This window comes from Candidatus Amarolinea dominans (genome assembly GCA_016719785.1).
Lineage (GTDB): Bacteria > Chloroflexota > Anaerolineae > SSC4 > Amarolineaceae > Amarolinea > Amarolinea dominans.
In genome coordinates, this window is the sequence record JADJYJ010000010.1 from 136049 (window position 1) to 151677 (window position 15629).

Consider the following 15629-nt stretch of genomic DNA (forward strand, 5'->3'; position numbering starts at 1 on the left):
TCGCCGCGGCCCAGGCCAAACCGGAGGATGCCCTGGCCCTCTACACCCGCGCGGTCGCCGCCGACAGCACGCACGGCGAGTGGTTTCAGGAGATGGGCGATCTGGCGCTGCTGCTCGACCGGCCGGACGCAGCCGCCGCGGCCTATGCCAGCGCGATCGGGGCCGCGGTCCCGCCAGGCACCCTCACCTATTTCAACCAATTGGCGCCGCTGCTGGGCAGCAAAGGCCTGACCGAGCCGGCCGTGCAGGCGTATGAGAGCGCGCTGCGCCTCTCGCCGGACGATCTCGATCTTCTGACCCCGTTGGGCAACCTGCTGCGCGATCGCGGCCGCCTGACTGAGGCCGAAGCCATCTTTCGGCGTGCGCTGGCGATTGACCCCACCGAGCCAGACGGCTACAGCGGCCTGGCTGTGGTCTACCATCGCCAGGGTCGCTACGCCGAGGCGGAGACCTGGTACCGCCGCGCGGTCAACGTCCAGCAGGCGCGCCTCGTCAGCCCGGTGGACACCCTGCTGGCCTGGGGTCAACTCGCCCAAACGCAAGGTCAACCCGAGCAGGCCAGGGCGCATTTCCAGGAGGTGATCCGTCTCGCGCCGCAAGATGCCCGCGCCTACATCGCCCTGGGCAACCTGGCCTTGCAGGGCGCCGATGCCGCGCCGACGTCTGGCGCGGCCTATCCAGCGCCTGCCATTTCGCTCACCTCGACGCTCACCGTCAGCCTGGCCTCGACGCAGGAAGCCGAAAATTGGTATCGCCGGGCCGTAGTCGCGGCTCCGCACGCGCCGGATGGCTTTGCTGCCCTGGCCCGTTTCCTTCAGAATCAAGGTCGCCTGGCCGACGCGCTCACCACCGCGCAGCAGGGCGTAGACGCCAGCGCGGTCGCCGCGCCCGGCGCGGATGAGGCTTTCCAGACCCTGGGTGACATGCAGCAGGCAGCCGGCCAGCTTGCGCAGGCCGTGGTTTCCTACAGGCGGGCCATCGAGATCAACAGCCGCAACGTCGGCGCGCATGTCAACCTGGCACGCGTCTTCATCCGGCAAGGAGAGCCGGCCCGCGCCCTGGCCGAATACCAGTCGGCCGTACGCGCTGCGCCTTATTCCGCCTGGGCGCTTTCCGCCCTGGCCTCGGCCCATGCCCGCGCCGGCGACACCAGCGCCGCACAGACTCATTACCGCCGCGCCATCGCCGCAGATCGAACCTATGTCGGCGCCTTCATCGCCCTGGCGCAGCTTCTTGCCTCCCAGGGCGACGCGGACGCCGCCATCGCCCTGCTGGCCGCTGGTCTGCAGGCCAATCCCGCCTCCGCAGCCCTGCTCAGCGCGCGCGGCGACCTGGAGCGCAGTCGCGGCGATTTCCAGGCCGCGCAAGCCACCTACCAGGCTGCCCTGGCCCTCGATCCGACTGCGTCCGGCGCGGCGACCAACCTGGCCTTGCTCTTCACCCAGCGCGGTGATCGGACACAGGCCCTGGCCGTAGCCCAGGCCGCGGTCAACGCCGCGCCCCTCTCCGGTGGGGGTTGGGTTCTGCTCGGCAACGTGCGCCGTGGTCAAGGCGACCTGCCAGGCGCCCTGGCCGCCTATCGCCAGGCCATCGGTGTGGCCGGCGGCTTTCAGGACGGCTACCTGGCGTTGGCCGACGCTCTGATCGTCAGCGGACAGCCCGCAGAGGCGGCCGCGGTTCTGGCGCAGGGCTTGCAGGCCGCACCTGGCCCGGAGCTTTACGTAGCCCTGGGCAACCTGGCCGCCCGCCAGCGCGATCCCCGGCCCACCGCGGCCGAACAGTTCGCCGCCGCGCTCGCGTCCGATCGAACCTTCATCCCCGCGTACATCGGCCTGGCGTCGGTCTCCGGGATCAGGACAGAGATTCGAGATCAGAGATCAGAGATCGGGTACGTGGGTGACGAGGAACGCGCCGTGGCGCTCAACCCGGCCTCGGCCTGGGCACGCGTCGCGCTGGCGGGCGCATTGCGCAGCCAGGGCGCGTGGTCTGAGGCCGAAGCCGCGTTCAAGCAGGCGCTGGTCGTCGAGCCGTTCTACAGCGCCGGCTACACCGCCCTGGCTGCCGCTTATTTGGCCCGCGGCGAGCGTGAGGCCGCATGGGCCGTTTTACAGGCCGCGGCGCAGATTGCGCCGGCCGACGCCGCCGTGCAGAGCGCGCTGGGGCAGTGGTTTCTACACGGCGGCCGCTATGACGAAGCGCAGGACGCCTTCATCCAGGCGCAGCAGCTCGATCACACCCTGGAAAGCGCACCCCTGGGCCTGGCCCAAGCCTGGCTGGCCGCCGGCAACCGCAGCCAGGCCCTGGCCGTGCTGACCGAAGCCTCCCAGGCCATCCCCACCAGCAGCGCCGTCTGGCTCCTGGCTGGCAACCTGCTCGAAGCGCTCCCGGCCGACGTTCGCACCGAAAATCGGCCTGCCAGCACAGTTCCCCTGACGGCATCTCTCCCCATCGGCAATGTCGTTCTTGACCCGGCCGCCGCCTACCAGCAGGCCAGCCAGCGCGACGCCTCGCAGGCCGCGCCCTGGCTGGCCCTGGCCGCCTGGCGCCAACGCAGCGCCGACCCCGAAGGCGCACAGGCCGCCTTCGCCCAGGCCGCCGACCTCGAACCCCAGAATCCGACCGTCATCATCGCCCAGGCCGAAGCTCTCCAGGCCCAGGGCCAGATCACCCCGGCCCTCACCCTGCTGCTCGACGCGCACCAGCGCCTGCCCGGCTCCCCCGACCTGCTCGTCGCATTGGCTGGGCTGAGGGTAGAGATTGGAGATCAGAGATCAGAGATCGGGTACGTGGGTGACGAGAATTCGCCGCTCTCCAATCTCCGGTCTCCGGTCTCAGATATCTCCTCCCCCCGCGCCCTGCTCGAACAGGCCCTGGCCCTCAACCCGGCCAGTTCGGCCGCCAGGCTGGCGCTGGCCGAGCTGGATCGCCGGGCCGGCCATCTGCCGCAGGCCATCGCTCGCTTGCAGACCGCGGTGCAGCTCGACCCCGCCAACCCTGGCCTTCTGATTGCGCTTGCCAACCTGGAAGGCCGGCGCGATCCACAGGCCGCCCAGGCGCGGTTGCAAGAGGCTGTCCGCCGCAACCCCAGCCTCGGTTGGCCGCTGACCGCCCTGGCCGGCCGCGAGTTGAGCGAGGGTGAAACGAGCGCGGCCGAAGCCCATCTGCGCCAGGCCCTCCAGGTCAACCCTGCATTCGGCGGCGCCGCGCTCGTGCTCGGCCAGGCCCTGCAGCGGCAAGGGCAGAGCGCCGACGCCGAAACGGTGTTACGCGGCGCGCTCGCCTTCGATGCCACCAACGCCGCGGTCGCCGTGACCCTGGCCGACCTCCTGACCCGTCAGGGCCGCATCACCGAAACGTTGACCCTCCTGCAAGAAACCATCGCCAACAACCCTGCCGCCGCCGTCTCCCTCATCGCCCTCGGCAACTTCCTGCAAGACCATTTGTGGAAGGCGGATGATCTCCAATCTCCGGTCTCCGGTCTCCGGTCTCCAACCTCCGCCTACACGCTGGCAATAGCGCGGGCGCCACAGAATGCGGACGCCTACATCGCCCTGGCAAACTGGTATCTGGCGCAGGGGGAGAGAGCGCACGCCTGGCAAACGCTGCAGCAGGGGCAGGCGCAGACCCCCAACGACCTGGGCCTGCAACTGGCCGTCGGGCAATGGTACCTGGGCGGCGCTGACACCATCAACGCCCGCGCCGCCTTTTCGCAGGCGCTGACGCTGGATCAGAGCCGCGCTGACGGCTGGATGGGGCTGGCGCAGGCGTGGCTGGCCGCGGGCGAGCGCACATTGGCCGCCCAGGCGTTGAGCCAGGCCATGCAGGCCGATCCCACCGACCCTGCGCCCTGGCTGGCCTACGCGCAGGGCCTGGCCGCGGGCCGCTTGCCCCCGTTGGCCGATGTCCCGGCCGAACCGGCCGCGGTCTACGCTCATGCCGCAACGCTCGACCGTGCGCGCGCCGCGCCCTACCTGGGGCTGGCCGCGCTCTACCAACGTCAGGGCGCCTGGCCGCAGGTGCTGACCGCGCTCGAGCAGGCGGCGGCCCGCGAACCCGCGAACACCGCCATCGCCCTGGCGCGCGCCGCAGCCTGGCGCCAGCAAAATCGGCCCGACCTGGCCGTCACCGTCCTCACCCAGACCCTGCAAACCACGCCGGGCGCGGTGGATGTGCTGATTGCCCTGGCCGACATCACGCAGTCCACCGGCGTACCCGCCGAAAATCGCCCCGCCGCCTACATTGCCCTCATTACCCAGGCGTTGACCCTCGCGCCTGGTTACGCGCCGGCCATTGTTGCCCTGGCCCAGGCCGAGTCACGCGCCGGGCAGCCAACCGCCGCGTTGACCCGCCTAGCCGCGGCGTTGAACCACCGGCCCGGCGATGTGATCGTCGCCGTCGCGTTGGCCGATCTCTACCAAACGTTGGCCCAACCGGCCGCGGCCGCGGCTGTGCTGGGGGACATCCGCGGCCGGCAACCGGGCAACGTCAGCGCGGCGCTGGCGCTGGCCTCCCTCTACCGGCAGCAGGGTCAGGCGGAAGAGGCCCGGCAGACGCTCACGCAGGCGACCGCCATCGCGCCGCTGTCGGCCGCGCCCTGGCTGGCGCTTGCCCAACTGGAAACCTCGGCCCCTGCCATCCGCGCCGCCTTCGCCCGCGCCGCGGCCGCTGACCCTGCTGACAGCGCCGCGCCCCTGGCCGCCGGTCAATTCGAGCTGACCCAGGGCGATTTACCCGCAGCCGCGGCCGCCTTCACGCGCAGCCTGGCCCTCAACCCCACCGGCCCCGCCGCCTACATTGCCCTCGCGCAGGTAGCCGAACGCCAGGGGCAAACGGCCGCCGCCCAGGCGCACCTGGCCGCGGCCGCCCTCGCCGCGCCGGCCTCCGGCTGGGTACGCACCAGCCTGGGCAACGCCTACCGCAGCCAGGGTGACATCCCCCAGGCCCAGGCCGTCTATCGCGCCGCCATCACGGTGGAACCGACCTACCTCGGCGCGTACACGGCCCTGGCCGCGCTCCTGGCTGAGCAGGGCCGCTTCGACGAGGCCCAGGCGCTGCTGCAGACAGCCGCCGCGCTCGATGCCAGCGACCCCGCGCCGCTCATTGCCCAGGCGCGCACCGCAGAGATGGCCGGACAGGCCGACGCGGCGCTGCGCTCCGGTCGCGCGGCCGCCGCACGCGGCCCAGCCTCTGGTTGGGCCTGGGCCACGTTGGGCGATCTGATGCGCAACCAGGGCAAATTGGACGAGGCGGCGCGCCTCTACCGCACCGGTATCGGCGCCGATCCGCTTTACAGCGGGAACTACGTCAGCCTGAGCAGCCTGCAACTGGCGCAGGGCCAACCCGCGGCCGCGTCGTCCACCTTGCAGCAGGGCCTGCGCTTGGCGCCGAACACGCCGGCGCTGCTGGTCAGCCAGGGCAACCTGCTGCGGCGTCAGGATCAAGCCGCCGCGGCCCGCCGCGCCAAGGCGGCCTATGAAGCCGCCATCGCCGCCGATGCCGGCAACGCCAGCGGCCTGCTGGCCCTGGGGCAATGGTTCGAAGCGCAGGGCAATGCGCCGGCCGCGCTCGCGTCCTATCAGGCCGCGGCCCGCCTGCCATCCGCCGCCGCCGCTGGCTTGACCGCGCAGGCCAACGTGCAGCGCGGGCGCGGCGAGATGGAACAGGCGCTCTCGCTCTACGGCCAGGCCATTGCCGGTGTCCTGGCCGAAAATCGCGACATCTACGCCCCGGCGCTGACCGGGCGGGATCAGACCCTGCTCGCCCTGGGGCGCGGCGATGAGGGGCTGGCCGCCCATCTGGACGCCGTCGCCCGACAGCCCACCTCCTCCGCGGCACGCGTCGCGTTGGGCGATGCCTACCGCCGCCGCGGCCGCCTGGCGGAAGCCCTCGCGGCGTACCAGGCCGGCCTCGATCTACAGCCGGGGAACCAGGCCGCGCTCGTGGGCCTGGCCGGCGCCCAGCAGGCCGACGGCCAATTGGCCGCGGCCGAGGCCACCCTGCGCCGCGCGGCCGCGTTGCGACCGGGCAATGCCAGCCTTTACATCGCCTGGGGAGATGTGCGTTGGGCGGCCGGCGACGCGGCCGGCGCACAGGCGCGCTTCGAGCAAGCGTTGGCCCTGGACGCCGGGCAGGCCACACCCCTGGCTCGCCTGGGCGTCCTGGCGCAGTTGCAGGGCCGGCCGGCCGAGGCGTTGACCTTGTTCCAGGCCGCGGTGAAGGCGGATCCGCTCAACCTGGTGGGGGCCATCCAACTGGGGCAGGCGTTGGCGCAGGGCGGCGACTACACCGGCGCACGCGCGGTCTACGCACGCGCCGCCGCGCTCAATCGCAGCGCGGCCGTACCCCTGGTGTTGAGCGGCAACACCTACCTGGCTGAAAACGACCCGGCCGCGGCCATGTCCGCGTTCCAGGCAGCGATTCAGGCCGAACCGGGCAACGTCGCAGGTTACATCGCCCTGGGCAACCTCTATCGCCAGGACAAGCGCTACGACGACGCGCTGGCGCAGTTCGAGCAGGCGCAGCAGCTCAACCCCGGCGCAGGCTGGCCCTGGGAGGCGGCCGGCAATGTCCTGCGCCAGCAGCGTAAGCTGGAGGAAGCCGTCAGCCTCTACGAACAGGCCCTGCAGCGCGACCCGCGGCGCATGAATGCGGTCAATGCCCTGGTTGCCATCTTCAAGGGCTGGCGCGCCCTGCCCGATTACGCCGCCCGCTACGAGGCGCAGTTGGCGCAGGAAGGTCAGCCGGCCTGGATTCACGCCATTCTGGCCGGCATCTACCAGGCGCTCGATCAGATCGAGCCGGCGATTCGACATAACGAAGCGCTGCTGGTGGGCTACCCGGAGTACGCCGATCCCTATTTTGCCCTGGCGCGTTACTATCAACGCCGCGGCGACGGTCAGGCCGCAACCGCGGCCTGGCAGCACTACCTGGCGTTGATGGCCCAAACGGCCAGCGACGCGCGGCTGGAGGCGGAGGCTTCGCTGCAGCGGTTGAACCTGGTGACGATCGAATCGCCCGCGGCCGGCGCGCGCGTCAGCGGACAGATCGCCTCCATTCGCATCATTGGCACGGCCGCCATCGAGAACTTCCAGTATTACAAGATCGAGTGGGGCGCCGGCGAGGCGCCAACCGACTGGAATCTGCTGGTCAATGCACCGACCCCGGTCAACCGCGGGCTGTTGGCAACCTGGAACACCGCGGGCCTGGCCCCGGGCGTCTACACCCTGCGCCTGACCGCGGTGGACATCACCGGCAATTTCCCGCCCCCCCCCTGCGGGGGGGGGGGGGGGGGGGGGGGGGGGGGGGGGGGGGGGGGGGGGGGGGGGGGGGGGGGCGGAGAGGCCCCGGAGACCGGGAGGCGGAGAGGGGGAGAGGGGGGAGAGGCGGAGAAGGGGAGAGGCGGAGAGGGGGAGAGGCGGAGAGGCGGAGAGGCGGAGAGGCGGAGAAGGGGAGAAGGGGAGAAGGGGAGAAGGGGAGAAAGTGAAAAGGGGAGGAAGTAAAAAGTTCAATGCGTACCCGGAGGGTACGCAGAAAGCGCAATGCGTACCCGGAGGGTACGCTGAGAGTGCAAAACGGCAGACCTCCGTTCGCCATTTATCGTTGGGGGTGTTGGGGATTTCGCTTTGGGTGCTGGCGGTTTTGGTGCTGACGCTGAGCGCGTGCCGGGCCATGCCGCGGCCGCCGAGAGTGACTCCTGTGCCGCCATCCGCCGAATTGCGCCCCACCGCCCAGGTCGGGCCATCGCCCCAGCCTGCGGATGAGTCAACGCCAACGGCTGCCGTTGATCTGACGCCCTTGCAGCATTTGCCCATCGGCCTGGCCGTCAATCCGGCCACGGTGGCCGGCCTGGCGCCGCTCCTGCAGGCGCAGGACATCATCAAAGTCACGGCGGCCAACGTGGGACTGGCGGCGCAGGCGGGGCAGGCGCAGTGCGCCTTGCACCTGCCGCGGCTGGACGCCTACACGCCGGACGAACTGCTGGCTGTGGTCCCGCAGGCCGATCTGGATCGCTGCGCGTTCTTCACGCTGAGCATCGAAGCCCATGCTCTGCCGGAGGCGGACGTCCCTGATCCGTCGGCCTTTCTTGGCCGCGTGCGCACGTTGGCCGATCATTTCGGCAAAAAACTGATGGTGGCGGCGCCCGCCTATCGCTTTGTGGACAATCTCGGCAACATCGGCGGCCGTCGCAATCTCAAGCCGGGGTCGGGCGTGGACGCGGCTCGTTATGCCGACATCCTGATTGTCGAAGCGCAGAAGTCGGTGGACGACCCCGCCTCCTTCGCCAGCCTGCTGCGCCAGGCGAGACCGGCCGCGCAGGCCATCAACCCAGCCGTTCAGGTCTGGGCCATGATCGGCTGCGCCGAAGACCGCTGCAGCGATTCCGTGGACGCGTTCGTGACCGCGCTTGTGCCCCTGGCAACCGAGCTCGACGGCATCTGGATCTTCTACCCCCCCGCCGATCCCACCCTCGCGCAGGACTTCGTGAAACTGATGGGGAGGAGGGGGGAGTGGAGACCGGAGAGGGGAGAAGGGGAGAAGGGGAGAAGGGGAGAAGGGGAGAAGGGGAGAAGGGGAGAAGGGAGAAGGGGAGAAGGGGAGAAGGGGAGAAGGGGAGAGCGGAGAGCGGAGAGCGGAGAGCGGCGAATTCTCGTCTTCCACGGACCCGATCTCTGATCTCTGATCTCGAGTCTCTGCCCTGAGACCAGAGACCGGAGACCGGAGATTGGAGAGCGGCGAATTCTCGTCACCCACGTACCCGATCTCTGATCTCTGATCTCTGATCTCGAATCTCTGATCTCTGCACGGTTCTTGACACGCGTCCCACACGGCGCGATACTAGGCTTAACTTTTTCGGGGTGCGGGTGGTTCAGAAATGAGGTTTGGATGACATTACAGACGATTACACTTCGCCTGCCTGAGGAATCCTACCGGCGGCTGCAGGGAATGGCAACCGCGCTGCGACGTCCGCTGGAAGAAGTCGCATCCCAAACGATACGCGGCAATCTGCCTCCGGCCGTGGACGATCTGCCGGCCGAGTTCCAAGACGAACTGGCCGCCTGGTCGAATTTGAGCGACGAGCAACTCTGGAGGATCGCGCTGGATTCACTGCCGCCCGATCAGTGGCGGCGACATCGGCGCCTTTTGCGCAAGAATGAAGCCAACACGTTGACCGATGCTGAACGCGAAGAACTGGCGCGCCTGCGGGCCGCAACCGACCGGTTCGTCGTGCGGCGCTCCTACGCCCTCGCCTTGCTGAAGTGGCGCGGCCATACGCTGCCAATTTCCCCTATGATGCCCACCCGTGCCGACGCGCCGTAAGCTTTCCTCTGCGCTGCGCCGGGCCGTCGCTGCGCGATCCGGCCATCGCTGCAGCTACTGTCGCAGCCCAGCATGGGCTGGCGTCGCCATGGTGATGGACCACATCATCCCCCTGGCGGCCGGTGGGGCATCGGACAGCACCAACCTCTGCCTGGCTTGCTATCGCTGCAACGAGTTCAAGGGCGCACGAACCGAAGCGCGTGATCCACTGAGCGGCGACGTCACACCTCTATTTAATCCCAACAGCCAGGAATGGCATAACCACCCATGCACACACTCATCATCGGCCTCGATGGCCTGAATTGGCCCTTGCTGGAGCCTCTGCTGGCCGCGGGGCTGCTGCCCACGCTGGCGCGGCTGCGGCGTGAGGGCGTTCCCGCGCCGCTGCTCTCCGTGCTGCCCACGCAATCGGCCGCGGCCTGGGCCTCGTTCATGACGGGGCAGCAGCCCGCGGTGCATGGCGTGTTCGATTTCCTGGCCCGCCAGCCCGATGGCCGCTATCGCCATGCCAAACCCGCGCCCGGCAGCACCCTGTGGGCCTGGCTCAACCGCGGCGGCCTGGCCGTGGGCGCGATCAATTTTCCCGTCACCTACCCGCCTGACCCGGTGCAGCCGTTCCAGGTCAGCGGCATGTTGAGCCTGGAGCAGCCGCCCTTCACGCACCCGCCGGCGCTGGCCGCAGAAATCCGCCAGGCCGTGCCCGATTACCGCCTCGACCTGGAATGGCAACTGTACGCGGGTCGCCCGGACGCCCTGCTGGCCGAACTGACCCAGATGACGCAGGCCCGCGTGCGCCTGGTGGAGCGCCTGACGGCTCGTCACGCGCTCGACGTGCTGGCCGTGGCCTACATCTCGCCTGATCGCCTGCTGCACGCGCTGTGGTGGATGCTCGATCCCACGCACCCTGCGGCGGATGCAGGGCTGGCCGCGCAGTTGCAGCCGGCCTGGGAGGCCTACTGGCGCACGCTCGACCAGGCCGTGGCCCGCACCATCGCCCTGGCCGGGGCTGACACCACCGTCTTCATCCTGTCCGATCACGGCTTTCAGGCCGCGGTCTGGCAGTTCCGCGTCAACGAATGGCTGGCGCAGCACGGTTGGTATCGCAGCCAGGCCGGCCGCGGTCGCTTGACTGGCCTGCTGCGCCGCCTGGACACGCCGCTCGTGCAGCACTGGCGCCGCCGCCTGGTCAAGGATGTTTCGCGCTTTGCCGGCTTCATGACGCCCGGCGGCGCCACCGATTGGGCGCACACGCTGGCCTTCTGCCCGTGGAACACTCAACAGGGCATCCGCCTCAACCTGGCCGGCCGCGACCCGCACGGCATCGTGACCCCCGGCCCGGCCGCGGAGCGCCTGCTGACCGAGATCGAACAGGCGCTGGTCGCGGCCCGCTTCGACGGGCAGCCGCTGGTGGGCGGCGTGGTGCGCCTGGCCGAACAGATGGCCGGGCAGACCTCGCTCGCCCAACCCGATCTGCTGCCCGACCTGCTCTTCTGGCTCAACCCGCCCTTTGCCGGCAACCTGCAGACCCCGGGCCTCTTCACGCGCACCGGCTGGGCCAGCGGCGATCATGCCCTGACCGGCATGCTGCTGGCCTGGGGCGCCGGCATCGCCGCGCAGGCCGGGGCGGCGCGCCCGCTCAGCCCCACCCCGCGGTTGATTGACATCGCGCCCACCGTGCTGCACAGCCTGGGCCTGGCCGTGCCGGAAACCATGCAGGGCCGGGCGCTCACCGAACTGCTGCAAAGTACGGCCCCGGTGCGCCGGCAAGCACCCGCGCCCGCCGCTGAGTCAGCCGGCCAGGCTGCGCTCAACGACGCTGAAACCGCCGATCTGCAGGAACGCCTGCGCGGGCTTGGGTACCTGTGAGCCGGCCAGGCCGCAGACGAGCGTGGACGCGCGGCCGGTCGGCGCAGGCCGACCTGGCGGCGGAACGCCCCTTCGCCCCGAATTCATTCGGCGGGTGCCGGGGCCCTTCGCCCCGAATTCATTCGGCGGCCCGAATTCATTCGGCGGGCGCTTTTGGATCGTCGCCGTACTCCTCTTCGTCCTGGCCGGCGTGGTCAGCATCGTGCTTCCCCCGCTGGCCGTAGTCATGCTGGCAGCCCTGGTTGGCGTGTGGCTGGCCGTGTCGGTTGACGTGGCTGCCCTGGTGCTGCCCCTACTCATCATCCGCTCCGCCGCTGACAGCATCATGGATCTGTTCACCCTGTTCAGTGGCACGCCGCTGGAGATGAACCTGGCCGGCGCGCTCAATTCCTTCACCCTGGGCCTGGGACTGGCCTACGCCCTGCGCCGCTGGCTGATCGCCGACCGCGCCGGCCGCGGCCACATCATCCTGGGCATCCCCGGCGCCGGCTGGTACATCGCCTGGCTCCTGGTCGCCCTGGCCGGCGTGGCCGTGTCGCTGGCGCCGCTTGAAACCCTGAAAGAATGGGTGCGCCTGGCGAGTGGGCTGGCGCTCTTCGTGCTGGCGCGGCCGTTGGCGGCCAACCCTGCCCGTCGTCCGGCCCTGGTGTGGGCGATTTTTCTGTCCAGCCTGGCGCCCATCGCCCTGGAGTTCTACCAACTGACCACCGGCGCCGGCTATTTCTTCGTCGGCCTGGCCGACACCGCCTACGCCTACCGTGCCCAGGGCACCTTCGGCCATCCCGCCATCCTGGCCTCATTCCTGCTGGTGGTGGTTGCCCTGGCCGGCGCCCTGTGGTTGACGCCCGCGCCCGCTCCTGCCGCTCCTGCCGCCATTCGCCAGCCGGCGCGGCCGTTTGCCTTCTTCATGCTGGCCCTGACCGCCAGCGGCCTGCTGATGACCCTGGCGCGCGCGCAGTGGCTGGGATTATGGGCCGTGGTGATCGTCCTATTGGCCTTCCGCCGTCCGCGCTGGCTGTGGTTGGCGATCGTTCTGCCCCTGCTGCTGCTGGCCCTGCCGCCCGTCCGCCAGCGCCTCACTTCGGCGGACGCACAAGATTCTGTGGCCTGGCGCTGGGAGTTGTGGCAGGTGGGCCTGAGTTTGATTGATCTGACGCGGGTCATCGGCCGCGGCCTGTCCACCTTTCCGATCTATGTGGAACAGGTGTTGCCCCCGCGCTACGTGGCTCCGCCGCACAACGATTATCTCAAGGTGCTGATCGAAACCGGGCCGCTGGGCGCGCTGGCCTGGGCCGGCTGGCAACTGCGCTGGCTGGGCGCCGCCGCCCGCCGCGCCGCGACCAATCCATACGCACTGGCGCTGGCCTCGGTGGTGGTCGGCGGACTCGTCGTCAGCCTCACCGACAACTTTGTGCAGTACACCTCGGTGCAGTGGTACGTTTGGGTGTTGGCCGCGCTGGCGTTTGTGGATGTGCCGGCGGTTGAAACCGCGGCAACCCTTGCGAAGCCGGCCTGCGCCGGCTCGATGCAGCCCGGACAAGGAGCGGCATGACGATGACACCAGAGACAGGGCCGACGCCTGCGCGGCCGGGCGACGGCAGGGGCGACCGCAAGGGATCGCCCCTACGGGTGGCGGTGATTGGCGATTATCCGGAGAATCCCCCGAACCTGGTGGGCGGCATCCAGGCGGTGATGTATTACACGTTGGCCGCGCTCAAGCAGCATTCCGACCTGGAGTTGCACGTCGTCACCTGTGAGAAGTGGTTCAAGGGCACGGCGGCCCGCGGCGCGGTTGTGCGCGACGGGCCGTTGACGATCCACTATCTGCCCTCAGCGTCGCGTATTCCCCACACCCTTTCCATGCGCACCGTGGACCGCTGGGCGCTGCGTCGGCGCTTGCAGGAGATCGCCCCGGATGTCATTCATGCGCATGGTCAGGCCGCGGCCTATCCGCTGGCCGCGTTCGACACAGGCGCGCCGACGGTGGTGACGGTACATGGCATCAACACGCACGAGGCTGCGGCCGAGGCGCGCGGCGGGCGTCTGAAAGCCTGGCTGCGCACGGCCATTTGGCGGGCCACCGAACTGGCCGTCCTGCGCCGCGCCACCGATCTGGTCATCATCTGCCCCTGGGTCGAGCAGTTCGTGCGCCCGCACTCGCCGGCGCGGCTGCACCTGATCGAAAATCCGGTACACGACGACTTTTTCGCGCTCGATCGCCAGCCGCAGTCGCACCGCATCCTGTTCGTCGGCTCGGTCATCCATCGCAAAGGGGTGTTGGAACTGGTGCAGGCCATGCGCGCCGTGGTCGGTCAGCTCCCGGACGCGCACCTGGTCATCGCCGGCGGTGTCACGCCGATCTATCAAGCCTACGGGCAGCAGGTGCAGCAGACCATTGACGACCTCGGCCTGCGTGCGCACATCAGCCTGCCCGGCTACCTGGGTCACGCCGAGCTGCTGGCGGCTTACGGCCGCGCCGCGCTATTCACCCTGCCCTCGTGGGTCGAAAGTTCGCCGGTGGCCCTGGCGCAAGCCCTGGCCGCGGGCGTTCCTGTCGTCACCACCACCATTGGCGGCACCGAACACCTGGTCGAGGATGGCATTAACGGCCTGCGCGTGCCCGCGCGTGATCCGGAGGCTCTTGCGGCCGCCCTCCTGCGCCTTCTGCGAGACCCCGCGGCCGCCGACCGCTACGCCGCGGCCGGCCGTCACCTGGCCGCGGCCCGCTTCACCCAGGCTGTCGCCGCGGCCAGGTCGGCGGAGGTGTATCGAATGCTCGGGAAGGTTGGCTGGATTGGCCGACGTATCGGTATGGAGAAGTATGGAGAAGTGTAGCCGGCAATCAAAAACCTCACAGGCAGTCTGCCTGTGAGGTTTTCTGTGGGCGGGTAGGGGCTCGAACCCTAGACCTCACGGATGTGAACCGTGCGCTCTGACCGACTGAGCTACTCGCCCGTAATGGCCGCCAGTATACCATCATTCCACGGTCACAGCAAATTTTACGCCGGTGACAGCCACACCACAGGGTCGAACTTCAGCCCATGATCGCGGCGTGCGTGATCGTGACAACCACCTGCAGCCACCCGACCTACGCTTTCAGGGTACGACACAAAAGAACGAATTGACAGCGCGCAAGCAGCCGGGTATAATGATTGTGCCTGATCCCCATCCTGTCCCACCCCGTGCCCATACTCATGAAAGGAGCGACTGTATGCCGGAAAAAGATGCTGCGGTTGTTGCAGCCGTTGCCAAGGGCCTCGAAGGTGTTATTGCCGCGGCAACTTCGATTAGTTCCATTGACGGAACCGCCGGCCGTCTGACTTATCGTGGCATTCCCATCGAGGACCTGGCCGCCAACTCGTTCTACGAGGAGGTTGCCTATTTCCTGTGGAATGGTCAGTTGCCCACGCGGACCCAGCTGGAGCAGTTCATGGCCGACCTGGCCTTGATGCGCAAGCTGCCTGATAATATCGTGGCAGCTCTCAAGATCTTCCCTACGACTTCCTCTGGCATGGATATGCTGCGCACGGTGATTTCGCTCCTCTCTGTGAGCGATCCCGAAGAAGAGAACAATTCCCCGGGCGCTAACCGGCGCAAGGCGCTGCGCCTGATGGCTCTGTTTCCTTCCATCATCGCCGGTTTCCATCGTGTACGTAACGGGCTTGACATCATTGCGCCCAATCCGACCCTGGGCCACGCCGAGAATTTCCTCTATATGCTGACCGGCGCCAAGCCCGACCCGGTGAGGGTCAAAGGCGTTGATTTGTACCTGGTTTTGCTGGCTGACCACGGTCTCAACGCGTCCACGTTCACGGCCAGGGTCATTGCCGGCACCGAAGCCGACATGTACGCGGCCGTGACCGGCGCCCTGGGCGCGCTCAAGGGGCCTTTGCACGGCGGCGCCAACCAGGGTGTGATGGATATGTTGGACGAGATCGGCAGCCTGGCCCATGTGGATGCCTGGTTCGATGCCACCATGTCCGGACATCGCCGCATTATGGGCATGGGGCACCGTGTCTACAAGACCGAAGACCCACGCGCACGTGTGCTGCGCCGCGTCTCCGATGAGATGGGGCACGCGGTCGGCCAGCACGACCTGCATGAGATGGCCCTGCGCATCGAACAGCGCGCGATCGCGCACCCCCACTTTCTCGAACGTAAGCTGGCGCCCAACGTGGACTACTATTCGGCCACGGTGCTCTACTATGCCGGGATTCCGCTCGATCTCTTCACGACCATCTTCGCGATGAGCCGCATCGTGGGCTGGACCGCGCATCTGATCGAGCAATACGCGGATAACCGCTTGATCCGCCCTCGGGCACAGTACATCGGCCCCGATTATCAGCCGTATGTCCCGATGGCTGAGCGTACAACCGAAAAGCTGGCTGAAGTCGCCCAGTCCCTGCACATGGCATCCAGCCAGTCGTAAGCAGCGGCCTGAGCTT

At 68.7% G+C, this 15629-nt stretch carries 8 protein-coding genes and 1 tRNA gene; 8 read left to right on the forward strand and 1 reads right to left on the reverse strand.

The genetic code is table 11. The features are described from left to right. Positions 1–92 precede the first annotated feature (92 nt). The 7 genes from IPM84_13415 to IPM84_13445 all read left to right on the forward strand — a co-directional run bounded on the left by IPM84_13415 (position 93) and on the right by IPM84_13445 (position 14019). Positions 93–7499: a tetratricopeptide repeat protein gene (locus IPM84_13415; protein MBK9093742.1), complete on the forward strand. Its 7407-nt coding sequence runs from the start codon at positions 93–95 to the stop codon at positions 7497–7499. A 127-nt stretch (positions 7500–7626) separates the two neighbouring features. Then, entirely contained in the window at positions 7627–8673 is a 1047-nt protein-coding gene (locus IPM84_13420) for a hypothetical protein (GenBank protein ID MBK9093743.1), read from the forward strand. 210 nt (positions 8674–8883) lie between these two features. Next, entirely contained in the window at positions 8884–9318 is a 435-nt protein-coding gene (locus IPM84_13425) for a hypothetical protein (GenBank protein MBK9093744.1), read from the forward strand. Positions 9319–9406: 88 nt separating this feature from the next. Then, entirely contained in the window at positions 9407–9619 is a 213-nt protein-coding gene (locus IPM84_13430; protein ID MBK9093745.1) for an HNH endonuclease, read from the forward strand. Continuing rightward, positions 9586–11184, forward strand: a complete 1599-nt coding sequence (locus IPM84_13435; protein MBK9093746.1) for an alkaline phosphatase family protein — start codon at positions 9586–9588, stop codon at positions 11182–11184. The genes IPM84_13430 and IPM84_13435 overlap by 34 nt, the downstream gene beginning before the upstream one ends. Next, complete coding sequence (locus IPM84_13440) at positions 11171–12736, forward strand: O-antigen ligase family protein (protein ID MBK9093747.1); 1566 nt, start codon at positions 11171–11173, stop codon at positions 12734–12736. Before IPM84_13435 ends, IPM84_13440 begins: the two co-directional genes overlap by 14 nt. Positions 12737–12738: 2 nt before the next feature. Next, positions 12739–14019, forward strand: a complete 1281-nt coding sequence (locus IPM84_13445; GenBank protein ID MBK9093748.1) for a glycosyltransferase family 4 protein — start codon at positions 12739–12741, stop codon at positions 14017–14019. Positions 14020–14065: 46 nt separating this feature from the next. Here the strand turns inward: IPM84_13445 and IPM84_13450 are convergent. Further along, positions 14066–14139 (reverse strand) — tRNA-Val (locus IPM84_13450). A gap of 256 nt (positions 14140–14395) precedes the next feature. Here IPM84_13450 and IPM84_13455 point away from each other — a divergent pair. Further along, positions 14396–15613, forward strand: coding sequence for a citrate synthase (locus tag IPM84_13455; GenBank protein MBK9093749.1), 1218 nt, complete (start codon positions 14396–14398; stop codon positions 15611–15613). The last annotated feature ends 16 nt before the right edge of the window (positions 15614–15629 follow it).

Coding starts and splice junctions, on each gene's coding strand:
- IPM84_13415 (MBK9093742.1), top strand. CDS start 93: ATGGGCGATCTGGCGCTGCTGCTCGACCGGCCGGACGCAGCCGCCGCG.
- IPM84_13425 (MBK9093744.1), top strand. CDS start 8,884: ATGACATTACAGACGATTACACTTCGCCTGCCTGAGGAATCCTACCGG.
- IPM84_13430 (MBK9093745.1), top strand. CDS start 9,407: ATGGTGATGGACCACATCATCCCCCTGGCGGCCGGTGGGGCATCGGAC.
- IPM84_13435 (MBK9093746.1), top strand. CDS start 9,586: ATGCACACACTCATCATCGGCCTCGATGGCCTGAATTGGCCCTTGCTG.
- IPM84_13445 (MBK9093748.1), top strand. CDS start 12,739: ATGACACCAGAGACAGGGCCGACGCCTGCGCGGCCGGGCGACGGCAGG.
- IPM84_13455 (MBK9093749.1), top strand. CDS start 14,396: ATGCCGGAAAAAGATGCTGCGGTTGTTGCAGCCGTTGCCAAGGGCCTC.